The 25,495-nt window shown below is 61.6% G+C and carries 19 protein-coding genes and 1 pseudogene; 9 read left to right on the forward strand and 11 right to left on the reverse strand.

All coding sequences use genetic code 11. The annotated features are described in order from the left end of the window. Window positions 1-31: 31 nt before the first annotated feature. The 5 genes from CS006_RS10940 to trxB all read left to right on the forward strand — a co-directional run bounded on the left by CS006_RS10940 (window position 32) and on the right by trxB (window position 9,800). Window positions 32-781, forward strand: a complete 750-nt coding sequence (locus CS006_RS10940) for an NUDIX hydrolase (protein WP_100510349.1) — start codon at window positions 32-34, stop codon at window positions 779-781. After that, a complete protein-coding gene (locus CS006_RS03525) occupies window positions 759-3,083 on the forward strand; it encodes a DUF6049 family protein (RefSeq protein WP_243386653.1) in 2,325 nt (774 codons plus the stop codon). The genes CS006_RS10940 and CS006_RS03525 overlap by 23 nt, the downstream gene beginning before the upstream one ends. Then, window positions 3,080-6,982, forward strand: coding sequence for a murein biosynthesis integral membrane protein MurJ (locus tag CS006_RS03530; RefSeq protein ID WP_165777214.1), 3,903 nt, complete (start codon window positions 3,080-3,082; stop codon window positions 6,980-6,982). The genes CS006_RS03525 and CS006_RS03530 overlap by 4 nt, the downstream gene beginning before the upstream one ends. 577 nt (window positions 6,983-7,559) lie before the next feature. Continuing rightward, a complete protein-coding gene (locus tag CS006_RS03535) occupies window positions 7,560-8,780 on the forward strand; it encodes a Fic family protein (protein WP_243386655.1) in 1,221 nt (406 codons plus the stop codon). A 69-nt stretch (window positions 8,781-8,849) separates the two neighbouring features. After that, window positions 8,850-9,800 carry a thioredoxin-disulfide reductase gene (gene trxB, locus CS006_RS03540; protein ID WP_100510354.1) on the forward strand — a complete coding sequence of 317 codons (951 nt, stop codon included), beginning with the start codon at window positions 8,850-8,852 and terminating at the stop codon, window positions 9,798-9,800. Between the two features lie 79 nt (window positions 9,801-9,879). Here trxB and CS006_RS03545 read toward each other — a convergent pair whose 3' ends face one another. The 11 genes and pseudogenes from CS006_RS03545 to rpmH all read right to left on the reverse strand — a co-directional run bounded on the left by CS006_RS03545 (window position 9,880) and on the right by rpmH (window position 19,856). Continuing rightward, entirely contained in the window at window positions 9,880-11,511 is a 1,632-nt protein-coding gene (locus tag CS006_RS03545; protein ID WP_133119525.1) for a zinc-ribbon domain-containing protein, read from the reverse strand. Window positions 11,512-11,847: 336 nt separating this feature from the next. Then, on the reverse strand, window positions 11,848-12,123 hold the full coding sequence (locus tag CS006_RS03550; protein ID WP_243386657.1) for a hypothetical protein: 276 nt from the start codon (window positions 12,121-12,123) through the stop codon (window positions 11,848-11,850). Between the two features lie 256 nt (window positions 12,124-12,379). Next, window positions 12,380-13,834, reverse strand: a complete 1,455-nt coding sequence (locus CS006_RS03555; RefSeq protein WP_100510357.1) for a ParB/RepB/Spo0J family partition protein — start codon at window positions 13,832-13,834, stop codon at window positions 12,380-12,382. A gap of 2 nt (window positions 13,835-13,836) precedes the next feature. Then, window positions 13,837-14,832: a ParA family protein gene (locus CS006_RS03560; protein WP_100510358.1), complete on the reverse strand. Its 996-nt coding sequence runs from the start codon at window positions 14,830-14,832 to the stop codon at window positions 13,837-13,839. Between the two features lie 470 nt (window positions 14,833-15,302). After that, window positions 15,303-15,425: a hypothetical protein gene (locus tag CS006_RS11035; protein WP_279324817.1), complete on the reverse strand. Its 123-nt coding sequence runs from the start codon at window positions 15,423-15,425 to the stop codon at window positions 15,303-15,305. Window positions 15,426-15,726: 301 nt separating this feature from the next. Next, complete coding sequence (rsmG, locus tag CS006_RS03565; RefSeq protein ID WP_100510359.1) at window positions 15,727-16,392, reverse strand: 16S rRNA (guanine(527)-N(7))-methyltransferase RsmG; 666 nt, start codon at window positions 16,390-16,392, stop codon at window positions 15,727-15,729. Window positions 16,393-16,936: 544 nt separating this feature from the next. Then, entirely contained in the window at window positions 16,937-17,491 is a 555-nt protein-coding gene (locus tag CS006_RS03570) for a Jag family protein (RefSeq protein WP_100510360.1), read from the reverse strand. A gap of 274 nt (window positions 17,492-17,765) precedes the next feature. Next, window positions 17,766-18,788, reverse strand: a complete 1,023-nt coding sequence (gene yidC / locus CS006_RS03575; protein WP_100510361.1) for a membrane protein insertase YidC — start codon at window positions 18,786-18,788, stop codon at window positions 17,766-17,768. A gap of 21 nt (window positions 18,789-18,809) precedes the next feature. Beyond that, window positions 18,810-19,190, reverse strand: coding sequence for a membrane protein insertion efficiency factor YidD (gene yidD, locus CS006_RS03580; protein WP_100510362.1), 381 nt, complete (start codon window positions 19,188-19,190; stop codon window positions 18,810-18,812). An 86-nt stretch (window positions 19,191-19,276) separates the two neighbouring features. Next, window positions 19,277-19,657, reverse strand: a pseudogene (gene rnpA, locus CS006_RS03585) (ribonuclease P protein component); the annotation flags it as partial. A 64-nt stretch (window positions 19,658-19,721) separates the two neighbouring features. Continuing rightward, entirely contained in the window at window positions 19,722-19,856 is a 135-nt protein-coding gene (gene rpmH / locus CS006_RS03590) for a 50S ribosomal protein L34 (RefSeq protein WP_093961566.1), read from the reverse strand. Window positions 19,857-20,233: 377 nt separating this feature from the next. On the opposite strand from rpmH, the gene dnaA reads away from it, so the two are divergent. The 4 genes from dnaA to CS006_RS03610 all read left to right on the forward strand — a co-directional run bounded on the left by dnaA (window position 20,234) and on the right by CS006_RS03610 (window position 25,490). Further along, window positions 20,234-21,943, forward strand: coding sequence for a chromosomal replication initiator protein DnaA (dnaA, locus tag CS006_RS03595; RefSeq protein WP_423734824.1), 1,710 nt, complete (start codon window positions 20,234-20,236; stop codon window positions 21,941-21,943). Between the two features lie 464 nt (window positions 21,944-22,407). Continuing rightward, window positions 22,408-23,532, forward strand: coding sequence for a DNA polymerase III subunit beta (gene dnaN / locus CS006_RS03600; protein WP_100510364.1), 1,125 nt, complete (start codon window positions 22,408-22,410; stop codon window positions 23,530-23,532). A gap of 184 nt (window positions 23,533-23,716) precedes the next feature. After that, window positions 23,717-24,934, forward strand: a complete 1,218-nt coding sequence (recF, locus tag CS006_RS03605) for a DNA replication/repair protein RecF (RefSeq protein ID WP_100510365.1) — start codon at window positions 23,717-23,719, stop codon at window positions 24,932-24,934. Further along, window positions 24,921-25,490: a DciA family protein gene (locus tag CS006_RS03610; protein ID WP_100510366.1), complete on the forward strand. Its 570-nt coding sequence runs from the start codon at window positions 24,921-24,923 to the stop codon at window positions 25,488-25,490. The genes recF and CS006_RS03610 overlap by 14 nt, the downstream gene beginning before the upstream one ends. Window positions 25,491-25,495 lie beyond the last annotated feature (5 nt).

The following is a 25,495-nucleotide window of genomic DNA, read 5'->3' on the forward strand; positions in this document are numbered from 1 at the left end:
CCTGCACAATGTTTTGCGTATTGTAAGAGGTATGACTACTCCCGGAGATGTTGCGCGCATGATGGCCCGTGCCGCCAGTTCTTCGGGGAATTATACCCAAAACGGACCCCTTCCCGAAGGTGCCGAAGACGGTCTCGAACCAGTGCCGTTGCGCCCTCTGTACAGCTCCGAGACTCCACAATATGGACAGCGTGCCACATTGCGACTGCCTGAAGGTGATGTGGAGTTCTCCGAGGACCGCATCGATTCCCGCGAGGTGGAGGACAGCCCCATTCCGCCGCGTCCGACGCCGGCGATCATGGCGAAGAAGCAGACGCAGCCCACCACGTTCGCCTCGCTGGACGCCCGCGAACTGCCGGTCGTGCGCGAATACTCCGCCGGCGGCCTGATCTTCGACGAGCAGGGCCGCGTGGCGATCATCGCCCGCCATTCCCGCTCGGGACACCTGGAATGGTGCCTGCCGAAGGGGCATATCGAAAAGGGCGAGACGCCCGAACAGACCGCGGTACGCGAGGTCCACGAGGAGACGGGCATCCTCGGCGAGGTCATCACATCCATCGCCACCATCGACTACTGGTTCACCGGCACCGCGCAGCGCGTGCACAAGCTGGTCCACCACTATGCGTTGCGCATGATCGGCGGCGAGCTGACGGTGGAGGGCGATCCCGACCACGAGGCGGAAGACGCCATTTGGGTCAGATTTGATGATTTGAACGACGTCCTGAGCTATCCTAACGAACGTAGGATTGCATGGCTGTATGCGCGAAAGCACAGGAAGTAGTCAGGATTTGCTGAACCGTACCGCACACCGCTCCGGCCGCGGCTGGGCTTGGTCGCCCTCGGCGCCGCGGCGCTTTCGCATATTCGTTTGCCTGGTCCTCACGCTGTTCGTCGGTCTGTCATGGACGCTGACGGGGTCCGCGCCGGCATGGGCGATGGATTCCGGCGAGGGAACGCAATCGACCTCCGATTCCACGTCGTCATCGTCGTCATCTTCATCATCGAGTGCATCAACGTCGTCATCGTCGACGCACTCGTCAGCCGACATCACGCTTCGTGTGGAAAACAACACGAGCACGACCATCAACGGCAAGGACGACTACACGGCCGTCATCTCCATCACCAATAATTCGAAGACCAGGCTGGCCGCCGGCAAACTCGAGATTCGCACCAACCCGCGGTTCACGTTCGATTCGAGCCTGCTCATGCAGGAGTGGGCCAACGATTCCGACGACGTCAGCCCCGAACTGCATTGGCTGCACGATACGCTCGGCTCGACGTCCGTCAATGCGCTGGAGCCGGGCGCCAGGCAGACGGTGATCGTGCACGCCTCGGCAAGCAGCGACGTGATGCAGCTGTTCCGCACGTGGGGACCGAAGCCACTGAGCATCCGATACCTCGTCGGAGACGTTGAGAAAGCCTGCATCCATTCATTTGTTACCCGTACACAGGACGGTCTGAATCTCGAGCAGACGCCGCAGCTCAACGTGGTCGTCGCGCTGCCGCTGACGACCTCGCAGTGGAAGGCCACCAACGCGAACGTGAAGAAGCTGCTGACGCAGAGCGGCGACACCGACGACGCCGTCACCTCGCTGGGCTCCACCGAACGCAGCGAGCAGGAGGCCCTGACGGGCGTGCTCGCCCGCCACAAATCCATTCAGGTGGTCGGCGATCCGAGCTATGCGCAGACGTTCGAGACCAAGCCGAACATGGCGGCGATCATGCAGCCGGACGGATTCGACATCGCCTATCAGGCGCAGACCGCCGACCAGCATGACTGGCAGTCGACCGGTCTGAAGGCGTCGATGTGGAATGCCGCGAGCGGCGGCACGCTCTACCGCGACGCCGTCGGCGACGAGAAGGCCTCCGTGCCGACCGCCGTGGCCTGGCAGAGCACCGCGCAGTGGACCACGAAATCGCTGGCCGCGGCGAAATCACAGGGATATTCGATCGTGGTGGCGGAATCCGGCTACGATCCGAGCACACCGAGCGCCGTGCACACGTCGAAGATGGTGGTGCCCACCAGCGCCGGCAACGTTACCGTGCTGAACACGCAGCGCGATCTGAGCACGCTCGCGCAGGGCAAGGCCACCAGCGACGACGCGCTCGCCGAGACCACCGAGTCGGGCCGTCTGGCGCGCATCGTCGCGCAGACCGCGCTCTACCAGCAGGAGGGACCGTATGAGTCGCGCACGCTGCTGGTGTCGCTCGGCCAGGACGTCGACTCCACCGACACCGCCAACATGGAGGAGCTGGTCTCCAAGCTCGAATCCTGCTCATGGCTCAAGCTCGACAGCCTCGCATCGCTCATCAAGGCGCAGCCGTACGTTTCGTCCGAGGAGGCCGCCGAACGTGCGAGCGCGGTGAAGTCCCTCGGCGGCCAGGAGGCCATCACGCTCGGCAGACAGGTTCGCGACCTGGGCCGTGCCCGTTCCAACATCACCCGTTTCGTCAACCAGGTGCTGGTGAAGGATTCGAAGACGGCGTCCTCGTCGGCGTCGCCGTCGGCGAGCGCCGACACGAGGACGTCCGGTAACGACAGGCCGACCGCCACCCAATGGGCGCGGTCGCTCAACAGCGCCTATCTTGACTTGGCCCGCAAGTCGTTCAGTTCGTTCCCCACCGAGAACACGACGATGATTCGGGCGGCCCGTCAGCTTGGCAACGGCCTGTTGTCGGGAATTTCCGTGGCCCAGCCCGATTCCATCAACATCGTGAGCCAGAGCGCGAAGATGCCGATAACCATCGCGAACGACCATCCGTATCCCGTGCACATCCATATCACGGCCGCGACCGATTCCGAGCTGTTCACGGCAAGCGTGGATGACGACCTGGTGATTCCCGCGCACGCGGAGGTGCAGTCGACGGTCAACATCCATGTGCTGAACTCCGGCAGCACCAACGTGACGGTCCAGTTGCAGGACCGCAGCGGCGTGACGTTCGGCTCGTCTGCCTCCGCCCGCGTGACGAGCGTCTTTCAGATCAACGACTGGAGCGGCTACGCCATTCTGGCATTGGCCGTGCTCCTTGGCGTGTTTGGCCTATGGCGCCAGTTCCATCGTGTAAAGGACCCCGACGAATGAGCAATTCCGTAGGACGTAACTCCCTCATCATGGCCGCCGGTACGGCGGCCTCGCGCGTTACCGGCCAGATTCGTTCGATTCTGTTGGCCGCCGCCATCGGCACGACCGGCATCGCGGCCAACGCGTATCAGACCGGCTCCATGATTCCGCAGGTCATCTTCACGCTGATCTCCGGCGGCATCTTCAACGCCGTGCTCGTGCCGCAGATCGTCCGCACGCTCAAGCACAAGGACGCCAACGAACGGCTGAGCAAGCTCATCACGCTGGCCATCGCCCTGCTGCTGGGCATCACCGCGCTCATGATGCTGGCCACGCCCATCGTCACCCGACTGTATGTGAACCCGAACTGGGCGCCCGAGCAGCGGGCGCTGGTCGACGCGTTCACGCTGTGGTGCATGCCTCAGATCTTCTTCTACGGCCTGTATCTGGTGCTTGGCCAGATTCTCGCCGCGAAGGGACGCTTCGGCACATATGCGTGGAGCTCGGTCGGCGCGAACGTCATCAGCTGCGCCGGCTTCATCGCGTTCATCATGATGTTCGGCAACGCCAGCCGCCAGCCGATGGAGTTCTGGACGAACGACAAGATCCTGCTCACCGCCGGCACGTGGACGCTGGGTGTGGCGTTCCAGGCGCTGGTCTTGTTCGTGCCGCTGCTGCACATCGGCCTCAAGTACCGCATCAAATGGGGCATCCACGGTATCGGCCTGCGTTCCATGGGCAAGGTGGCCATCTGGAGTCTGGCGCTTACGGTGCTGAACCTCATCGTCGGCATGGTGACCTCGCAGATCAACACGGGCGCCCCGCTCGCCGGCCACGACCTGCACGGCATCGCCGGCAATGGCTCCTACCAGTACGCGTATTCGCTGTACATCCTGCCATATTCGCTGATCGCCGTATCCATCACGACGGCGGTGTTTCCGAAGCTTTCCCGCGCCATCAGCGACAACGACATCGCGTCCGCTCGCGCCGACCTGAGCTCGTCGGTGCGCAACGTCGGACTGTCGATGATGTTCTTCTCGGCGGCGCTCATCGCCATGCCGGTGCCCATCACGCGAGCGCTGCTGCCGTCGGTCAGCGTGCATGACGCGCTGCTGATTGCCGGGCCGCTGGTGAGCCTGTCGGTCGGCCTGGTGCCGATCAGTGCGTTCCTGCTGATCCAGCGCACGTTCTACGCGTATGAGGACGGCAAGAGCCCGTTCCTGTTCGCCCTGTTCAACAACGCGGTGCAGCTGGTGTTCCTGCTGGTCTCCATCGCGGTGCTGCCGCCGCAGCATTGGGCGATGCTTGTCGGCCTGTCGCTGAGCATCGCGTATCTGGTCACGATTCCGTTCCTGTTCCTGCGGCTTCGCAGGCGCATGGGCGGCAGTCTGGACGGCAGGCGCATCCTCGTCATGCATGCGAAGGCGCTGGTGGCCGGCGCGGTGTCGGGCGTGGCCAGCTGGCTGGTCGGCAAGCCGCTGATGGCGCTGCTCGGCGTGCATTACGACCGGTTCGACGGCGTCATGCGCTGGGTGGATTCGCTCATCATCTGCGTGGTGCTCACCATCGTGATCGCCGCCGTGTATGCGGCGCTGCTGATGGTGCTGCGCGTCTCCGAGTTCACCGACCTCATCCACGCCGTTGCCGCGCGGCTGGGGCGCGGTCGCAGCGCGGCCCAGCCCGATGCTGTGGGCAATGCCGACACCGGTGAGAGCAACCACGACGGCACCGATTCGGGCACGCCCGACGATGCCGCGGCAGCCGCCCGGAACACGGTGAAACCGCGCACCGTTTCGTCGTCCACGACCGGCGGCCCGGCAAGTGTAACGGATTCGTCACTAGTTGCGCAGGAAGCTAGGCCTTCGGGCACTCCGACCTATAGAATTGCTACAGCCGAATCCGCGCGCAACCTATTCGCATATGAGAAGAGCAGCACCATGAAACCAGGCCTTGGAGACACCCTGATCGACCGCTACACCTTGGTACAGGTATTACGCGAGGAGCCGGGTCTTTCCGTGTGGCGCGCGAACGACAGCGTGATGGCCAAGGACTGCCAGCTGTTCCTCATCTCCGACGTCGAGATCTCCGCCAATGCGAACGAGATCGCGTCGTCGCTGGTGCTGAGCCACAACCCGAGGTTCACGCCGATTCAGCAGATTCGTTCCGAAGAGGGCGCGTGCATCATCATCACCGACCTCGATCCCGGCATTTCGCTGAGCCGTTATCTGGCGCACAACGCCGGCGCGCCGCATCATGCGCTGAGCGCCGAGGCGATTCGCACCATCATGGGCGAAAGCGTCGAGGCGGCGCTCTCGTTGCGCGCCGCCAAGCTGAACCATCGCGCGATCAGCGCCGATGTGATTCGTCTGACGTCGCAGCACGTCACGCTGGCCGATGCGCCGATCTCGTCGGCTCTGGTGCCGGCGCTGCTCGGGCCTTCCGAAAACCCCGATTCCGAGGCCGTGGTCATCCGCCAGCTTGCCGCCGTGTTGTTCGAGGCCGTCACCGGCCACCGCTACGAGGCCGGCACGAAAGTGGATTCCGCCGAATTCGCCGACGTTCCGGAAGAGTTCCGCATCATCTGCATGCGTGGCCTCGGTCTGCATGAGGCGGGCGAACCCGTGCCCGTGCCGATCAGCACGCTGAACGAGTTCGAGGTGCTGCTGGGTACGTGGAAGCCGGTCACCGAGCTGACCCACGACGACATGACCATCGCCTCGCATGCCTCCAGCCAGTCGGTGGAACTGGTGCAGGTGCTGCCGGCCAAGAAGGAGAACATCGTGGATCTTCCGGCCGCGTTCCGGCCGGCGCCCGAAAAGCCGCAGCTGTCGCAGGAGCCCGCCGGCAAGGCGTGGAGCACCAACCAGCTGCTGTTCTCCGGCCACCGCGAGGTGGACGAGGCCAATCCCGAGGATTTCGCCTCCGACTACTACGATCCCCTTTCTCCGGACCTGCCGCTGCAGGACGGCAACACGCAGTCGAAGCCCACGCTCGGTCTGGATGTGTCGAGCATCCGTCACGGCCACGCACCGTCCGTTTCCGACACCGCCGATAATCTTCCGGCGCATGCGGCCGCCTCGGCCACCGGGCCAGCCGTGCCGATGCCGGTGAGCGTGAAGCCGGCGCTGCCCGAGAACCCGAACGCCAGGAACGCCAATGCCGCTCAGGGCGCCAAGAGCAACGAGGGCGTCGGCGACGCCACCATCGTCATGGAGCCGCTGCCGGCGAGCTTCGAACCGCAGCTGCCGATGAACCCGCCGTCGTATTCGCCCACCGGCAACGTGCAGCAGCAGGCGGCCATGGCCATCGACGAGGAGGAGCAGTCCCCGGAGGTCCGCAAAAAGCAGCGTATGCATCGCATCGTGGCCGTGCTGTGCACGGTCGTCGTGCTGGCGGTGATCTTCGCCGGCGCCGCAATGGCCCTGGGCCTGTTCTCGCCGGATAAGGGCAAGACCAAGTCGGCGGACGCCTGGCCGTCCATCAATACGTCGGAGGTCGGCGGCTTCCCGAGCTCGTCGTCCACCGCGCCGTCCACGTCGTCCACGCCGAAGAAGACCACGGCGTCGGCCACCCCCACGCCGTCGAACACCACGGCATACACCACGTCCACGCAGACCTTCGTCGATGGTTCCGCCACCCTCGGCGGCCGCGGCTGGTACGTGCAGCTCGCCCAGCAGGAGGACGTCTCCCGCGTGGTGGTCTCGCTGCGACAGCCCGGCGGCAAGGCCGCGATCTATGCGGGCGCGACGAGCGACAATCCGACCGGCGGCACCAAGGTGGCGGAGTTCTCCTTCGCGGCCGGCGGCACCACCGAGGTCAAGCTCAGCAAGTCGGTCAAGACGCAGAGTCTTGTCATCTGGGTCCCGTCCGACACCACTCCGGAGGGCGGTCTCTACTTCAACTCCGTCCAGGTGTACTGAACGTTCGACGGTATCAAACCCTCGATATCGCGATATTCGCGGTGTGGTCCATCCGTTCCGATGGACCACACCGCGTTGTTGTTATTTCGCGTCGTAATCCAGCGAAACTCCAATAGCCTGATTTCAAGATCGTTGCAATCACGCGGTTTCTTCCTGCCCCAATGTCAAACGACGATGGACTACGTCGCATTTCGCACATTTCGCTGCGTAGTCCATGTCGCAGCAAATCACGACGACAGGCTCACACCGCGATAATCGTGGCTCCCAGCGCAATCAGGATTGCAACCGCCCACAGGTGTCAATCGATGCTCGCCGCCCGCCACAGGTCATCATTCATCGCCATATCTCGTCTTCCAATGCGTCAAAAACGTCATTTCGACGCATAAGGACCCCACCGGACCTACTCTAACGTGTCTTTTCCTTAAAAAGACACGTTAGAGACTCCATTCACCTCTCATTAACGCGTCTTTTTGCCAAAAAGACGCGTTAGAAGGTAGGATGTATCCCTACTAAAGATTCCTTTGACGAGAAAGTGCGATTGACGATGGATTACAAAAGCATCAGACAAGCCGTACATATGAGTCAATCCACCAAGCCGCCGAAGGATATCGCCGAGACCGAATACCGGCAGCGTCTCGCCGGATGGAGCACGTTCCGTTCCGGAATCGTATTGGACGGTCATGAGCTGTTCGTCACGGGCTTTCGAGAGCTCATGACGCTCTCCGACCGCGTTCGAGAACAGGATGACGCCGTCGTCGCACTATGGAATAAGCTTCCGCCAATCGCACGGCGAGCGTACATCATGGATCTCATCGGCGCCGAAATGCAGAGCACCAACGATATCGAAGGCGTACGCTCCACGCGCCGTGAAATCAGCGACGCACTGGAAGTCGCCCTGACGAATGGGCCGAAGAAAAGATTCACCGAATTCGCGAGGCTTTTTCTCGCCCTGAGTGACGACGACCCGACCCATCTCGATTTTCCGCAGTCATTGCAGGATATCCGTACCATCTATGATGGTGTAATCGCAGGCGAACTCGCCGAAGACAGGATACCCGACGGCGAAATCTTCCGTGATGGTCCCGTGTATATCGATAACGCGGCCACGGGTAAACGTATTCATACCGGAGCGACGCCGGAATCGGCCATCATCGCATTGCTCACGCAATGGCTGCGTTTATCCCACGACGACGGCGTACCACCACTTATCAGAGCGGCGATGTGCCATTACGCATTCGAATGCATTCATCCGTTTTATGACGGCAATGGCCGAATGGGACGGTTCCTGTTCGCTCTGCAGCTGCGTAAGCATCTCAGCGTGCCGACCGTCATTGGGCTGAGTCCATGCATATACGACGGCAAAGCGTCGTATTACAAGGCATTCGAGGATGCGCAGCATCCGCTGAACTGCCAGGACGGAAGCCTGTTCGCCCATCGGATGATGACATTCGTCGCCGAATCGCAACAACGCATCATCGACGATCTCACGGAAAAGCAAATCATACTGAATCATGCGTTCGGCTCCCTCGAGCAGCTTCGCGACAATCGGCATTGGGACGATGACCAGGCCAATATCATCGCCTTCCTTATCCAGGAGGAACTGTTCGGCGCGGCTCCGCATCGCATGACCCGAGCACAGTTGCGCAGCGCGCTGAACGCCGGCCAGAAACGCGTGAACAATGCCTTGGCGGGACTTGAAGCCAATGAGGTCGTCATCCACACCGGACAACGGCCGGCATATTATGCGTTGTCGCGTTCCATGCTGGATTCGTTGCTCGGCGATGACGCTCTCAAGTAAGACTTGCCGAAAGCGGCTGATGTCGGTGTTTCCGCCGAGGGCGATGGGCACTGTTGTAGGGTGAAAGGCATGAGTGAAACGCAAGAAGCAAGCAAACACGACGTTGTCATCATCGGTTCCGGGCCGGCCGGCTACACGGCCGCCATCTATCTCGGACGAGCGGGATATCGGCCGCTGATCATCGCCGGCGCCCTGACGCCCGGCGGCCAGCTGGTCAACACCTCCGAGGTGGAGAATTTCCCCGGATTCCCCGAGGGCATTCTCGGCCCGGAGCTGATGGACCGCATGCGCGAGCAGGCCGAGAAGTTCGGCGCCGTAATCGAATACGACGACGTGACCTCGGTGGACTTCTCCGGCGACGACAAGATCCTGCACACGGATTCCGGCACGGACTACCAGGCCAAGGCGGTCATCGTGGCCACGGGATCGCAGCACCGCAAGCTCGGCGTGCCCGGCGAGGAGGAATTCGCCGGCCGCGGCGTCTCCTATTGCGCCACCTGCGACGGATTCTTCTTCCGCAACAAGCCGATCGTCGTGGTCGGCGGCGGCGATTCCGCGATGGAGGAGGCGGACTTCCTGTCCCGCTTCGGCTCGTCGGTGACGCTCGTGCATCGTCGTGGCGAGTTCCGCGCGTCGAAGATCATGGTGGAGCGCGCCCAGGAGAACCCGAAGATTCGTTTCGAACTCAACGCCACGGTTTCGGCAATTCACGGCGATGACCAGTCCGGCGCCACCGAGGTCGAGCTCACCGACGTCACCACCGGCGAGACGCGCGTGATTCCCGCGAACGGCGTATTCGTGGCCATCGGCCAGATTCCGCAGACGGAGTTCCTCGGCGGAGCCGTCAAGACCGCCGCCGACGGCACCATCGAGGTCGACGGGGCGTCGTCGCGCACGTCCGTGCCCGGCGTGTTCGCCGCCGGCGACAACGCCGACGCCGTGTATCAGCAGGCCATCACCGCCGCCGGCATGGGCTGCCGCGCCGCCCTCGACGCCCAGGCGTATCTCATCGGCGAATAGTCGGAACGTGTCGGCGGCCAATCGTCCGGCGAACGCGATTCGTCGCCGACACCCATTGATGACGTCATTATCGATGGCGTCATTGCTGTTGCGTGCTGCGGCCGCAGGATGGGCAGAACCGCGCTTCCGCACGCATCCGTGTGCCGCAATGCATGCAGAAACGCCATTGCGAGGTGGGCTGCGCGGCCGTTGGTGGCGAGGCGGGCTGCGGCGATGGTTGTGGCACGGTCGGTTGTGGCACGGGTCGAGGCACCGACCGTACGGCACCGGTCCCGGCACTGTTCCGAGCCGCCGGTGGCAATGGCACCGAATCGGGCTGCGAGGCACCGTCAACGGCGACGTTCCCGACCTTGCGTCGCCGCATGACCACCACCGCGATCACCGCAACGCCCGCCACGACAACCACCGCGAGCGCAATCGTCATAACGGGATTGCCCGTCAGACCGTCGATGACTCCGCCTGCACCCTTTCCTCCGGCCTTGGAGCCCCCGATGCCATGGGATGCATTCGCGGACGCCTTGGGCAGATGGGTCTTCATCACGACCAGATATACGGGATCGTCGGCCGAGTCCGCATCCGTGGTCATCACCAGTCGGGAATCATCCGGGGTCATGGCCAAGGACCGCACCAACCGTTCGCCGTCCGGATGCGCGGCCTCCGAGATTGCGCCGGTGGATGTGTTCACCGCCGAAACATCACCCTGCTTCCCAACGGTGTAGGCCGTCGAGCCATCGGCGTTCAACGCGATCTGCTCGCCCGCCCCGGTGAGATTCTCCTGCATGCGTTCCGGCATGGCAGTGGACGTCAGCGTCTTTCCCGTGCCGATGTCGATGGTCCGTATCGTTGCATTCTTCCAGCTGACGTGGCTGTTGTCATCGACCGAGAACTTGCCCATGGCGGCTATCGAACCCCACAGGTTGTACCCCAGTATCGCGCCTGAATCCGATGGCACAACAGTCGTCAGTTTTCCGCTGTCCGGGTCGAGTGCAGCCAGATCCATCTTGTCGTTGCGCTGCACCATCACACTGTGGGTATCGGCGAATTGCGTGGTGAGCAATACCGCGCTTACGTCGTCATCGGTCTGTACGTCGTGGGATGTAGTCTGTTTCCCGCTGGTAAGGCTGTATGCGCTGAATGCGTATTGCGCGGGCGTGGAGGACGTTTGCTGCCGCAGCAGGCTCAGCACATACACCGTCGTGCCGTCTTCGGTGATGCGCGCCTGGCTGACGCTGCCCTCGATGTCGAAAGTGCGCTTTTCTGCGGGCAGGGTGAGATCGTATTGATGCAGTCTTGTCGACGAGCCGTTTTCGGTGGCGGTCAGCATCGTCGAACCATCCTGGGATACCGCCATCAGGCTACCCACACAATCACCCAGTCGCCGTTCCGTTTCCCCCTTCATGTCGACGGCACGAACGGCGTCCGACGAGGAGGCTCCCGTGCTGTAGTACAACGTCGCCGATTTCGGATCCATGATGGCGCCGATTGCGGATACGGTATTGACCTTGCCGGTCCGCAGATCGACGATTCGCACGGTATGCAGTTTCTCCGAGATACTGCCGAACCGGGTGGCGGCGACATACCGCCCATCCGCGCTGATGCTCACTCCGGGATAGGACCCACCATCGGCGTTGTCGTCGATGCGTATGGACTTCTCCCAGGTCGGCGTCGGCGAGGACGCGGCATACGATGAATCGGCGGGAGCGATCATCATGCCGAATATCACGGCGATTGCGAATATCACCGTCGACAACGTCGCATTTGCGGCCGCGATTGGTATGGGCGGCCGGCTTACGGACGATGACTGACGCATACATGACGATTGGCGCGGCTGTGTGTATGACGACTGACGCATCGGCTTCCCCTGTCTCATTTCACCATTGACATGACGACTCTCGTGATTCCTGATTATAGGCCGATGCGGTTTCCGCCCCAATACCCGACCGCTCTCCTAATGATCGTTTCACGTGAAAAAGCAGCATGGCTTCCATACCAAGTCGGCGGAAACCATGCTGCTGTTCTATCGTTGGGGCGGTATCGCCCGATGCTCTCAGCCCAGGCGTGGAGCAGAGGGGCCGTTCATGCGGTTCTGCCGCTCCTCCTCCTTGGCCTTCTTCATGTTGTAGAGCAGCTGAAGCACCATCACCACAAACAGCACCACGTCGAAGACGATGCCGACCATCACGCTGCCGTACTCGTTTGCTGTGTAGAACGGCGCGACGACCATGAGGACAATGCAGATGGGAACCATCATCCATGTGCGGCGCAGCTTCCCCTTGTAGTTCATATTCCAGTAGATCAGGGATTTATCCTTCTTGCCGGCCACGATAATCTCCTTCATCGAGCGTTATGCCGGGTGTATCACCCGGTCATCTGCCTGCAATTTCACGGTAGAAGACGTCGGTGAAGACAACATGAACCGGAGGATAACCCCCGAATATCATTGTGCGACACCGCGATAAATATACCCCCTACGATTTGATATGGTCCGGTCGAATCAAATGGAATCAGGGCTCATACGACGTTGGGGGACGTTTCACGTGAAACGTCCCCCAACGAATCGAATACAGCGAATGGAAGTCTCAGATCCAGCCGTCGTCCTTGCCGTCAGCGGCTTCGCCCGACTGATGTTCGCTGCCAAGCAGCTGCAGGATACGGTCGAAATCCTCCTCCGACGCGAAGGTGATTTCGATACGGCCCTTCTTCTTCGAACCACGAATCGCCACCTTGGTGTCGAAACGGTTCTCCAACGAATGCAGTGCCGGCGAATCCGCCCAGACGTTCTGGCGACGCGGCTTCTTCTTGCCGTCCGGATTCTGACGGACCTCCGTGGCCACGATCTCCTCGGTGGTGCGCACGGAAAGACCTTCGGCGATGATCTTGTTCGCCAGTTCCTCCATACGCTCCGGATTCGAAAGTCCCAGCAGCGCACGCGCATGACCCGCGCTCAGTACACCGGCCGACACCTTCTTCTGCACCGATGCCGGCAGCTGCAGCAGACGCAGCGTATTGGCGATCTGCGGACGCGACTTCGACACCGACTTCGACAGCTGTTCCTGCGTCAGTCCGAATTCGCTCAGCATCTGCTGATACGCCGCCGCCTCTTCCAGCGGGTTCAGCGCCACACGATGCAGATTCTCCAGCAACGCATCGCGAAGCATATCGGTATCCGACGTGGTCTTCACGATGGCGGGAATCGTGGTCAGATCAGCCAGCTGGGTCGCACGCCAACGTCGCTCGCCCATGATGAGCTCGTACGGCGCCTTGCTGTCGGAGGCCTCGATGGCCTCCGCCGTGCGCTTGCGCACGACGATGGGCTGCAGCACGCCGACTTCCTGAATCGAACGAGAAAGCTCCCGCAGCTCGTCCTCGTCGAAGATCTGACGCGGCTGATGATCGTTCGGCGTGATGTCCGTAACCGACAGCTCGGCCAGATATCCACCGGCGACCGGCTTGGGCCCTTCGGCTGCGGATTCGGACACATCATCACGCTGTGCAGCGGACTTCGCCGACGCCTTCTTGACTCCGGCGGCCTTCGCGGCGGACCTGCCACTGCCTTTACCGCTGCCGGCATGATCGCCGGCAGCGGCGGCCGCAGCGGCTTCGGGCTTCGCTGCGGCATTGGCGATCTGCGAAGACAGCGGTCGGGTCGGTGCAATCAGATCCGACAATGCACTCGGAGTCACGCCGGCGCTCGACGATGCTCCGTCAGAGGAATCCCCGCCGAAGAACATATCGCTCGGATGCAGCGAGTCCACGAGAGACGGCATGCTCGGCCGCTTGTTCTTCCGTCCGGCCGCGCCCTTCGAACCGGAGGACTCTCCCCCGGCCTCAGCACGATTGTGCTGCGTGGACTTCACCGGCTTGACGGGTTTCGTTGCACCGGCCGTGGTCGATGCTCCGGAATCCGTACGCGAGGTCTTCTCCGCAGAGTCCGCAGCCGGCGCCGCCGGCTTCTTCTCTTCAGGCTCTTCGCCCGGAAGCGAGGGGAACAAGGCGCCGAGGCCCTTGCCCAAACGACGAGAACGTGCTGCCATGATCAGTCCCCACTCTTTCGCGATGCAATGGTTTGTAACACTTGTTCGGAACGCTTGGCGATTTCCAGTGCCGCCTCGCGGTACGAAATCGACCCGGCACCATTCGGCTCGTAGGAGACGACCGGCTTGCTGAAGCTCGGGGCCTCGGCGATCTTCACCGAACGAGGGATGGTGGTGTTCAGCACGATATCCGGATAATGGTTCTTCACCTCGTCGAACACGTCCTGGCTCAGAATCGTTCGACGATCGAACATCGTGATCAGCATGGTGGAGATGATGAGGTCCTTGTTCAGGGAGGCCTGCACCAGACCGATGGTCTTCATCAGCTGGCCGAGACCTTCCAGCGCGTAGTATTCGGCCTGAATCGGAATCATCACCTCATGCGCGGCGCACAGCGCGTTCAGCACCAGCAGACCGAGGCTCGGAGCGCAGTCGATGAAGATATAGTCGTACTGCTCGTCCGTCTCCTCTATATATGCGTCGATGCTCTCACGCAGCAGCATCGTGCGATCCTCAAGTGCGGCGATTTCCAATTCGGCGCCGCTCAAATCGATGGTGGACGGCACCACATCGAGCGTCGGGAAGTCCTGGCACTGCTGCTTGACCTCACTGATGGTCAGACGCCCCTCAAGCACGTCATACACCGACGGGCTGCCGGACGAGTGCTCGATGTCGAACGCCGTGGACGCATTGCCCTGCGGGTCCATATCGATGACGAGCACGCGAGCCCCCTCTTGCGCAAGAGCAGAGGCGATGTTGACGACGGACGTCGTCTTGCCGACGCCACCCTTCTGATTCGCGACAGCGATCACACGCATCGAGGACGGCTTGGGGTAAGTCTCTCCTTCGAGATACTGGCGGCGTTCCGCCAAATCAAAAATCTGAGCTCCCAATCCAGAAGATTCGCCCTGAAAAATACGATTCAATACTTCAGAGGCTGACTCGATGGTATCGCCACGACCATTCGCGGATGATGTTTCATGTGAAACATTGGTCATGGTTCACCTTTCTTCTTTGCTTGTTACTAAGCGACTATTTTCGTCCTTGCATAACGATAGCGCAAGTTCACAGCGTATTGTGGATGAATGTGGACCATTGTGGATAAAAATGTGGATAACTCGAGATTCCGTTAGCGGACGTTGTTTTTATACCAACTGCCCACATTCGATGAAACGTTGAGATATCAACGTTTCATGACCCTATTGCACCGCCCCCGAAAGGTCGAAAAGTTATCCACATTTCGTCAACACCGCCTGTGGATAACTCGTGGAAAACCTCGATTCCCCGCTTTGCACCACTAAATATTCGACATGTAGTAATGAGCTGCCCTATATCTAGTTTTTTCATCTCTGTTCAACGACCGTCCTCGGGCCGCCATCCCCGGCAACACGCCCATCGCGCATCCATCTACGCCGGTTTGCGCATCCGCACGACAGCGTCGAGACTGCGAACGCCCAGCAAAAAACCATCAATCGATACCAGTCGGGATATCGTCGCCGGCGAATACGTCCGAAGGGGAATCGACGCCGCCCTTCGCCATCCCGGAAATCACCGTGACCAAAGGGCTCGCCACGAATGCATGCATACCCATATTGTTCCCCATACCAAATTCGGGCGCAATGAACGGCTCTCCCCCATGCTCGGAAGACGCCTCATCAGTGGTCCATCGAATTTCTCCGACCGAATACCCCCACCCCCATCTTTGACCATGCAGTGAGTTTCGCGGTTTTCGCTTATTTTTCATACAGTCATCACGTCATATGTCCACACGAAGACACGCGAGCGCGTATAGAAAAGGCCTCGATGATGATGACCGAGGCCTTTCTGCAGGCATGCCTGTCGTTCCGACCGGCGCCTTCTCTCCAAACCGGCGTCGCCGGCCGCAACCGCCGTTACTTCTTCTTGTCGACAAGCACGACGTGCGTGGATTCGAGGCCGTCGGCAACCGGAGCCTCGACCACACGCGGATTCACGCCCTTGGCACGCAGGATGAGCTTCATGCCCTTGTCGATCTCCGCCTGCGCGCTTTTGCCCTTGAGCGCCACCAGACGCCCGCCGGGCCGCAGCAACGGCATGGTGAAGCCGGCGAGCTTGCGCATCGGGGCGACGGCACGGCAGGTCACCACATCGAAGCCGGCGCCGGGCCTGACGGCGTCTTCCGCGCGCGCATGCACGATGCGCACGTTCTTCAGCCCCAGCTCGACCACGACCTCGCTGAGCCAGTCCACGCGACGTTCCATCGGCTCGATAAGCGACACCTTCACGTTCGGCAGGCAAGCCGCCACGATGATGCCGGGGAATCCGCCTCCGCTGCCGACGTCGGCGAGCTGACCGGTGGCCGATTCACGGTCCTTGGCCCCAAGCGCCTCGAGAATGAACGGCACGACGGCCGCCGAGTTGAGAATATGCCGCTCCCAGAGAATATCCACGTCACGGGGCCCGATCAGGCCACGCGGCTCCCCCTCCTTCTCGAGCTTGGCATGGAACTTCGCAAGCGGCTCCGCAGCCGGGCCGAGAACCTCGGCGATAAGCGGCGAGCCTTCAAGCTGATCGGTCATGTATGCACCTCGATTACGTCAAAATCCTGGATTACGTCAAAATCCTGTCGATACGCCGGAAAACCGTCAATATGTCCGATGATATCCGACCCCTGCGGCCGACAATCCGAAAGTCGGCCAACCCATTCATAAGGAAGGGGTTTTCGGCCTCCCCATGTATGTCTTAGACCCACAAACCCGTAGATAAACGGCTTGACCCACAAAATCGATTCGGCAGACCCACAAAACCGACCACTGGACGGGTATGGAGGCCGGAACAATATGGAACCGGTAAGGCCGAAAAGAGGACGGTCTCAGGTCGGGCAAACAAGGGGTCCAAGACGGAAAAGGCCGGTCCAACAAGGCGGACCGGCCCTCTTCGTAAAGTCATGACACTGAATCATGACACCGGGGCATAACAGCCAGGTCATGCCAATCAAATCATGACGACTGGGTCACAACCGGGGCATAGCCGGGTTCCACGGCAATCCGTATACGCCTCGTCGCAGGTCCGACGAGGCGTTCCTCATCGAAACCTGCTCCCTATAAGCCTGCCCCTCAAGAACTACTCCTCGTCGAACTCCTCGACGTCGGAGTCCACGTCGCCATCGGCCTCGGCGGGCTGGGCTGCGGCCTTGCGGTACACCGTCACGTAGCGGTGCGGCTCCTCGCCGTGCGAGCGGGACTTCATGCCCTCCTCACGCACCACGTCGTGGACGATCTTGCGTTCGAACGAGTTCATCGGGTCGAGGGACACCGGCTCGCCGGTCTCGCGGACCTCGTCGATGGCGTCCAGCGCCATGTTGCGCAGACGCTGACGCTTGCGCTTGAGGTAGCCGTCGACGTCCACGATCAGGTGCGAACGCTCGCCGGTCTTCTGCTGCACGGCCAGGCGGGTCAGCTGCTGCAGGGCGTCGACGACCTCGCCCTTGCGCCCGATCAGATGCTTGATGTCGGTGTCGTCGTCGGCGACGATCTGCACGACCGGCCGGTTGTTGCGAATGCCCATTTCGATATCGCCTTCGTAGTCGGCGATGTCCAACAGTCCTTCGAGATAATCGGCGGCGATATCAGCTTCCTCATTGAGCTGATCGACCGTCCTATCGTCTGATTGAGACATTGAAAACTCCTTAAATTCACGCAATACCAGTCAGTCTAATCGCACGGTGCCATCGACACCACGCCACATTCCAGACCGACGGCCGAAAAGTTACGTAGATTTATCATTTCGACAGGTCGCAATGTGGCCGTATCGGCGGGTATCACCGTCGGTACGGCCACATGACGGCTGCGGGCCGGCGTCGCCGCCCGCGGCCGGGACCACGGTACGGAACGCCCCGCAGCCCAAGGGGAACACGGAGAATCACGCCGGACGAAGAGCCGGCGCAATCCGCTCAGCGGTTCTTCTTGCTCTTGTTCTTCTTACGGTTCGGCTGCTGGCGCTGGTGGCCCTGCTCGGCACGCTCGGCGGCCGCGGCCTTGGCCTTGGCGAGGGCCTCCTCCTCGACGCTCGGCAGGCCCTTGCGCTTGCGGCGCTCCTCCTCGCGCTTGCGCACACGGCGGGCGCGGGTCTCGGCGGCCGGCGAGCCCGGGGTGGGCATGTGCTCGACCTGCCAGATGGTACGGATGAGGTTGCACACGTTGTTGGTGAGCCAGTACACGAGCACGCCGAACGGGAACGTGGCACCGGAGAAGATGTACATGAGCGGGAAGATGAACATCATCGAACGCTGCATGTTGTACTGCTGGCCCTGCATGGACTCACGCGGCAGGTTGCGGCGCAGGTTGTAGTACTGCTGCAGGAACATCAGACCGCACATGAGCGCGATGAAGACGCCGATGGTGATTCGGGCGCTGGAGCCGGAGGTGGAGAACATGCTGGCGAGCGACACGTTGAACACGTGCGTCGCCTCGAAGTCCTTAGCCACCTCGACGGTGAACGCGCCGTACGGGGCCTTCACGCCACGCGCGACGTAGCTCACGGACGAGAGCACGTAGAACATGGTCATGAAGATGGGCGACTGGATGAGCAGCGGCAGGCAGGAGCCGGCCGGGTTGGCGCCCATGTCCTGGTAGAGCTTCATGGTCTCGCGCTGCTGGGCCTCGCGGCTGGCCGGATCGGTCTTGCCCTTGTACTTGGCCTGGATGTGCTGCAGCTTCGGCTGGATGGCCTGCATCTTCTGCATGGACTTCATCTGGCGCACGAAGATCGGCAGGATGCACAGGTGCACGAAGATCACGAGCAGCACGATGGACATCCACCATGCGGCGCCCGGGCCGTCCTGGAAGCCCAGGAACGTCAGCGCCTTGTGGAAGATGACCAGCAGGTGGGTCATCAGCCATTCGATGGGGTAAAGAATCTTGTAGAAGAACGCGAAGAAGCTGGCGTTGTCCAGGTAGAACACGTTCTGATTCAACGGTGTCACGGATTTGCCTCCTTAAAGGCTCGACGGAGCGGAATGAACGGAGGCATCATGGTGATCACTACGATTGCTACGCTCCGTTGATGTCTCCTCGTCGTTCAGGTCGTAGTTCAGCGGCGTCAGCCGAGGCTCCTCATGGGCCTTGGACCATGAAAAACGATAGAACAGAGAGAATTGCCGGGGAACGTCGTCTATTCCCCCGATGCTCCATGGCCGGCAACGCAGCAGTCTGAGTGCGGCGAGCACGCCGCCCCTCAACGCCCCGAACCGGGCGACCGCGGTCACGGCATAGTGCGAGCACGACGGATAGTATTTGCAGCAGGGGCCGAACAACGGCGATATTCTGCGCTGATACCAGCGGATCGCCCCTATCATCGCTCCGGCCACGACGCTCATGGCCTGGGCTCGCCCTTCGGACGGACGTCGCCGGCGTCATGGGCATCGCGCGCACTGCGGGTCTCGCCTGCGGCTGCCGCCGCCTCGGCCTTCGCCACCCGATGCGCCACGCGCTCGAACAGCATCCCCACCTGTTGGTCGAGCGAAGCGAACTCCGCCTTCGGGGTGGACGGCTTGGCGCGCATGATCACGTCGCATGAGTCCGGCAGCAGCGATTCGTGCTGCCGGGCCAATACGCGGAAGCGGCGCTTGACGCTGTTCCTGGTCACCGCGTTACCTACGGCCTTGGATACGGCGAGTCCGAGACGCCGGGCCGCGGGGTCGGCCATGCCGTCCCCCCTGGTCGTCGCGTCCTCCGCGATGTTCCTCGGGCGAACATGAAAATGGACCACAAGATCCTTGCTGGATACTTTGGCCCTGGTTTTCAATACGCCGACGAAGTCGCGATGGCTTTTCAGCCGTTCCACTTCAGTAACCGATGATTCTTTGTCTGCGGTTTACCGACTAACTTTGCGTTGCCGCCGAGGGATCTCAGGCGGAAAGAACCTTGCGGCCCTTGGCGCGACGACGGTTGATGAGCGCGCGGCCGGAACGGGTGCGCATGCGGGCACGGAAACCGTGCTTCATGTGACGACGGCGGTTGTTCGGCTGGAATGTCCTCTTCATAGTTTTGCTCCCGGTTATTTTTGGCCATGCAAAAGCACGGCTCCTCATGAGTCAAGCTGTTCTAGCCTACACGCAGCGCTGTACTGAGTCAAACTTCCGTCCATCCCGAGGCCACCGAACATTCACAAAGTTATTCACGTTATCCACATTTATCCACATCGACGATTGTGGATAACTCGGGTGGTTTCTTCAAAGCGCTTGTTTTTCAACGCTTTGCGGGGAAAAGTTATCCACAAATTGCACCCCTGTTATCCACAAACTACACAAATGTTATTCACAATCCAGTGTTTTCAACACGCGAGCTTGTGGATAACTTGTTTTGAAGGGCGTATAAAAGTGTATCTGTATCGCATCCGTCAACGGTAAAGGAGGAGCAGATGGCCATGGATGCCGCGTCGCCGGCGGAAGATGCGTATCGCATCTGGACGGTCGCCTGCGACAGCCTTCGTCACGACGATACGCTCAGTCCGCGTGACATGAGCTGCGTGGAGGACATCACGCCGGTCAGCGTGTTCGATTCGATGATCGTGCTCAACGCCTCCAACGAGATCACGCGCATCACCATAGAGAACAAGGAGGCCGTGCTGCACGCGCTGCAGGCGGCGAACGGCGGCGAGCCGCTCATTCCCCTTATCAAGATCGTGCCCCATGCGCCGTCGACGCAGTCCGACGGCGGCGGCTCTCCGTCCCGTTCGGGCCGGGGATCGTCAAACCGTTCGCGCTCCGGAGGCTCGGGAGTCTCCTCGCGCCAGTCATCGGCGAAGAGCGGCAAGTCGTCGACCAGGTCCTCGGGCAAATCGAATTCCGGAAGGGCCTCGGACCGGTCGGGCGCGAAATCATCTGGCCGCGGTGAATCGGCCAGTCGCTTTGCGAATAGCGCGAAAACGTTTAACGACCTGCCGAAGATGCCTTCGGGGGGTAAGTTCGTCCAGGAGAAGCTCGACGACTTCTCCGACGTGGCCGTCAAGAACCCGCTGGAGAACACCATCGCCGTTCCCGGAGTGCCGGCAGGCGGCACCAAGGTGGCCCGTGACGAGGAGACGCATCTCAACCGCAACGCCACGTTCGACACCTTCGTCCCCGGCGATTCCAACCGTTTCGCCCGCGCCGTGGCCCTGGCCGTGGCCGAGGCCCCGGGACGCGCGTTCAACCCGTTGTGCGTGTATGGCGGATCGGGTCTGGGCAAGACCCACCTGCTCAACGCCATCGGCAACTATGCGCTGCGCGAGGACCCCTCGCTCAAGGTGCGCTACGTGAATTCCGAGGAGTTCACCAACGAGTTCATCGAGTCGCTGCAGGGCGAGGCGCAGGCCAACGGCCTGATAGCCGAGTTCAACCGCCGCTACCGCGAGGTCGACGTGCTGCTCATCGACGACATCCAGTTCCTTGGCGGCAAGGAGGCGACGCTCGAGCAGTTCTTCCACACGTTCAACGCACTGCACGACGCCAACAAGCAGATTGTCATCGCGTCCGACGTGGCGCCGAAGAACCTCAAGGGCTTCGAGGCCCGTCTGATCTCCCGCTTCGATTCGGGCCTGTCCGTGGACGTCAAGCCGCCGGACCGCGAGACCCGTATCGCCATCCTGCGCATGAAGGCGCAGATCTCCAATCTGGAGATTCCCAACGACGTGCTCGATCTCATCGCCGAACAGGTTACGGATAACATCCGCGAGCTGGAAGGCGCGCTGACGCGAGTGACCGCCATGGCCAGCCTGAACAACCAGGCCATCACCCGCACACTGGCGGAGCAGACGCTGCAGGACTTCTTCACCACCGAGGTGGAAATCAAGCCGACCGACATCATCACGCAGGTGGCCCAGTACTTCCAGCTGTCGTTCGACGACCTCGTCGGCCCGTGGCGAGCGAAGAACGTGGCCCTGGCGCGCCAGATCGCCATGTACATGACGCGCGAGCTCACCAGCCTCTCGCTGGTCGATATCGGCGAGATCTTCGGCGGCAGGGACCATTCCACGGTCATGCACGCCTACAAGAAGATCCAGGCCGGCATGGCGCAGAAGCGCGAGGTGTACAACTACGTCAACGAGCTCACCGGCCGCATCAAGCGTCACACCAATCCGGGGGCCTGATTCACGAGCAAGGCAGTTATCCACATCGTCGTCGCGTCTGGGGATTTCAACACGCCGCGGGCGCGACTTTTTCGGGAAAGTTATCCACATAGTTATCCACGTCTCGGGCGAAAACCCGTGGATAACCCCCGTTTTTGCGGTGGAAAACCTGTGGGAAAGCCGTTGAAAACCGGCCCTGAAATGTTGAAAAATCGCGGTTTCGACGCATCTGTGGAAAACCGCCCTAGTTATCCACATCCCATCCGCAAGTTATCCACATTCGGTCGGAATGCTGTACCCTAGGCATAGCAATGGAAATCGGAGTTATCCACATTTTCCACAGCCCTTATTACTACAACTACTTATTCATCTACTTCGTGTAGTCATCATCCCCATCAGCGACGGGATATCTCTGGGGATAAGCGAAGATATCCCCAGTAGAATGAAAACCAGCATTTTTCGAATCCCTATAGCAAGGAACAGCAATGAAGGCAGAAATCGACTCCGCAGCGCTTGCCGATGCCGTGGCATGGACGTCACGGGTCATCCCCGTCCGACCCACGACCCCGATTCTCTCCGGTGTAAAGCTTGAAGCAATAGACGGAACGCTGCAGCTTTCCGCATTCGACTACGAGGTATCCGCTCGTCATCACATCGAGGCAGGCATTGACGAGCCGGGAACGGCGGTCGTTCTCGGCAAGCTGCTGGCGGACATCGCCAAATCGCTGCCGGCGGAGAAGACATATCTGAGCACTGAGGGATCCAAGCTCATCATCTCCTCCGGAAAGTCCTCGTTCTCGCTGCAGCTCATGCCCGAGAACGAATACCCGGATCTGCCGATCGTGCCGGCGAAGCTCGGCCAGGTCGACGCCGACACCTTCGCCCACGCCATCACTCAATCGTCGGTCGCGGTGGCTCGCGAGGAGAACCGCCCGGTGCTCACCGGCGTGAAGATGCAGTTCTCCGGCGACCGCGTGGTGATGACGGCCACCGACCGATTCCGTCTTTCGAGGGCCAGCTTCGCCTGGACCCCCGAGAATCCGGAGCTCGAAACCGTCGCGCTGGTACGCGGATCGTTGCTGCGCGATGTCGCCCGTTCGCTGAACACCAGCCAGAACGTGGTGCTCGACTTCGACGCCGACAAGCCGGTGCTCATGGGCTTCGAAAACGCCGGCCGCACGTCGACCGCGCAGCTGATCGACGGCGAGTTCCCTGCCGTCGACCGTCTGTTCGCCGACGAATATCCGATTCACGCGGTGCTCGACAGACAGCGTCTGCTTGATTCGATTCGCCGAGTCGCTCTGGTCGCCGAACGCAACGCCCCGATTCGCATGGTGTTCTCCGGCGACGAGGTGGTGCTGTCCGCCGGCGCCGCCGACGAGTCGCAGGCCACCGAATCGTTGCCGGTCGACATGGACGGCGAGGACATCACCGTGGCGTTCAACCCGAGTTATCTCATCGAAGGTCTTTCGGCCATCGCCGAACCATACGTCCGCATGAAGATGACGACCGCGGTGAAGGCCGTGGAGTTCAACGGCCAGCAGGAGGCCGACTCCGAGGAGTCGCTCGACTACCGCTACCTGCTCGTGCCGATGCGCTTCACCGACTGATGACCGACAGTTCACGTCGCTTCGTCATGTCTTCGACCGGTGACGGCGATACGGGGTGGAGGGGATGCCGCCAAGGCCCCCTCCCCCGATTTTGCGGAAGGAATCTACCCACTCGAAAATAGTCCGCGTACTATTTTCTTATGCATGACGATGCATAATTATTCTGTAAAGGTGAACATTTACGATGTTCGTTTCTCGATTGGCGTTGGATGATTTTCGATCATGGCATCAGCTCGTCGTCGATTTCGAGCCCGGACTGAACGTGCTGGTCGGCGCGAACGGTCTGGGCAAGACGAACATCGTGGAGGCGCTCGAGGTGCTGTCGACGGGATCCAGCCATCGCGTGACCTCCTCGGCCCCGCTGGTGCGTGCCGGCACGGCGAAGGCCACTGTCCGCGCCAACGTGGAGGACTCCGGCGTCACGACGCTGTACGAGGTCTCCATCCCCGTGCGCGGCGCGAACCGTGCGCGCATCAACTCCGGAAAATCGCTGTATATGCGCGACGTCGTCGGCAAGATCCCCTCGGTGACCTTCTCCCCCGAGGACCAGCGGCTTGTCTCGGCCGATCCGGCGAACCGGCGCTCGTTCCTCAATCAGGCGGCCTCGCAGCTGCTTCTGGACTATTACGACGCGTTGCAGCGGTTCAATCAGACCGCCAAGCAGCGTTCGGCGCTGCTGCGGCAGCTCAGCCAGCGGCAGATGGCCGGCGCCCCCGTCGACACGGCGCTCAGCGGCCTGGAGATCTGGACCGGACAGTTCATCGAAACCGGTATGGCATTGACCTCGCTGCGCGCGAAGGTCGTGGAACGGCTGGATGGGCCGTTCTCCCGAATCTACCGTTCGCTGGCCGGCGAACGTCATCATGCGCGGCTCGTCTATGCGCCGTCGTTCGAGGAGATGCGGCAGCTGGGGGCGCTCGGCGGCGAGACGGCGGCTGGGCCGTCGTCGGCGTCGAACGTCGTCGCTGACGGATTCGGGGGCGACGACGCCATGGACGCCCGGATGAACGCGCATGCGGCCATAAGCCAGCATTTCCAGCGCATCTACGCCGGCGAGGTGGCGCGTGCGCAGAATCTCATCGGTCCGCATCGCGACGACGTCATCTTCGAGCTCAACGGGCTTACGGCCCGCGAATACGCGTCGAACGGCGAGATGTGGACGCTCGCCCTCGCGTTGAAGATGGCATTGTTCGAACTGTTGAAGGACGAACGCGGCGACGACCCGCTGCTCATCCTCGACGACGTGTTCGCCCAGCTGGACGAATCAAGGCGTCGCCAGATCGTCGACTTCGCGGGCCGGCAGAGCCAGGTGCTCATCACCATGGCGGCCGAAACCGATATGCCGGCCGGTCTGGAGGCCAACCGCATCGACGTGCAGGAGCTCATCGATGCAGCGGACTGAACGTGGCGGGAACGCGGGCGGCTCCGGCGGCAGGGGGACGGCTCCGGCGCGGCGCAACGTGCCCGCTGCCGAACTGCTGCATCTCGACCCGCGCAAACTCGAGGAGCGGGTGTTCGAACGCTATACGAACCGCGCGTCCGGCATCGCGAGGCGGAAGGAGCGCGCCCGCGCCGCATGGCAGAACTTCGGCAAGCCCGGACGCGACCCGAGCACGCTGTCGTCGGTGCTTTCCGGGCTTGCGACCCAGGGCAACTGGCGGCCGCACCTCATGATCGCGCAGCTCGGCCGCCATTGGGACCAGGTCGTGGGCCCCGGCATCGCACAGCATTCGCGCGTGGCCTCGTACAGGGACGGCGTGCTGACGATACAGGCCGAGTCCTCGGTATGGGCCACCCAGTTGACGTATATGATTCCGCAGATGCAGAAGACCATCGCCGAACGGCTGAAGGGCATGCCGCTCGACCGCATCGTCGTGACCGGACCGCGGTCGGGCAGCTTCAAGCACGGCGCCAACGACCGGTCCACCGGCCAGTGGCGGCCCCGCGGCCGGTACTGACGTCG

Origin of the sequence: Bifidobacterium primatium (genome assembly GCF_002802875.1) — a bacterium.
Classification (GTDB): domain Bacteria; phylum Actinomycetota; class Actinomycetes; order Actinomycetales; family Bifidobacteriaceae; genus Galliscardovia; species Galliscardovia primatium.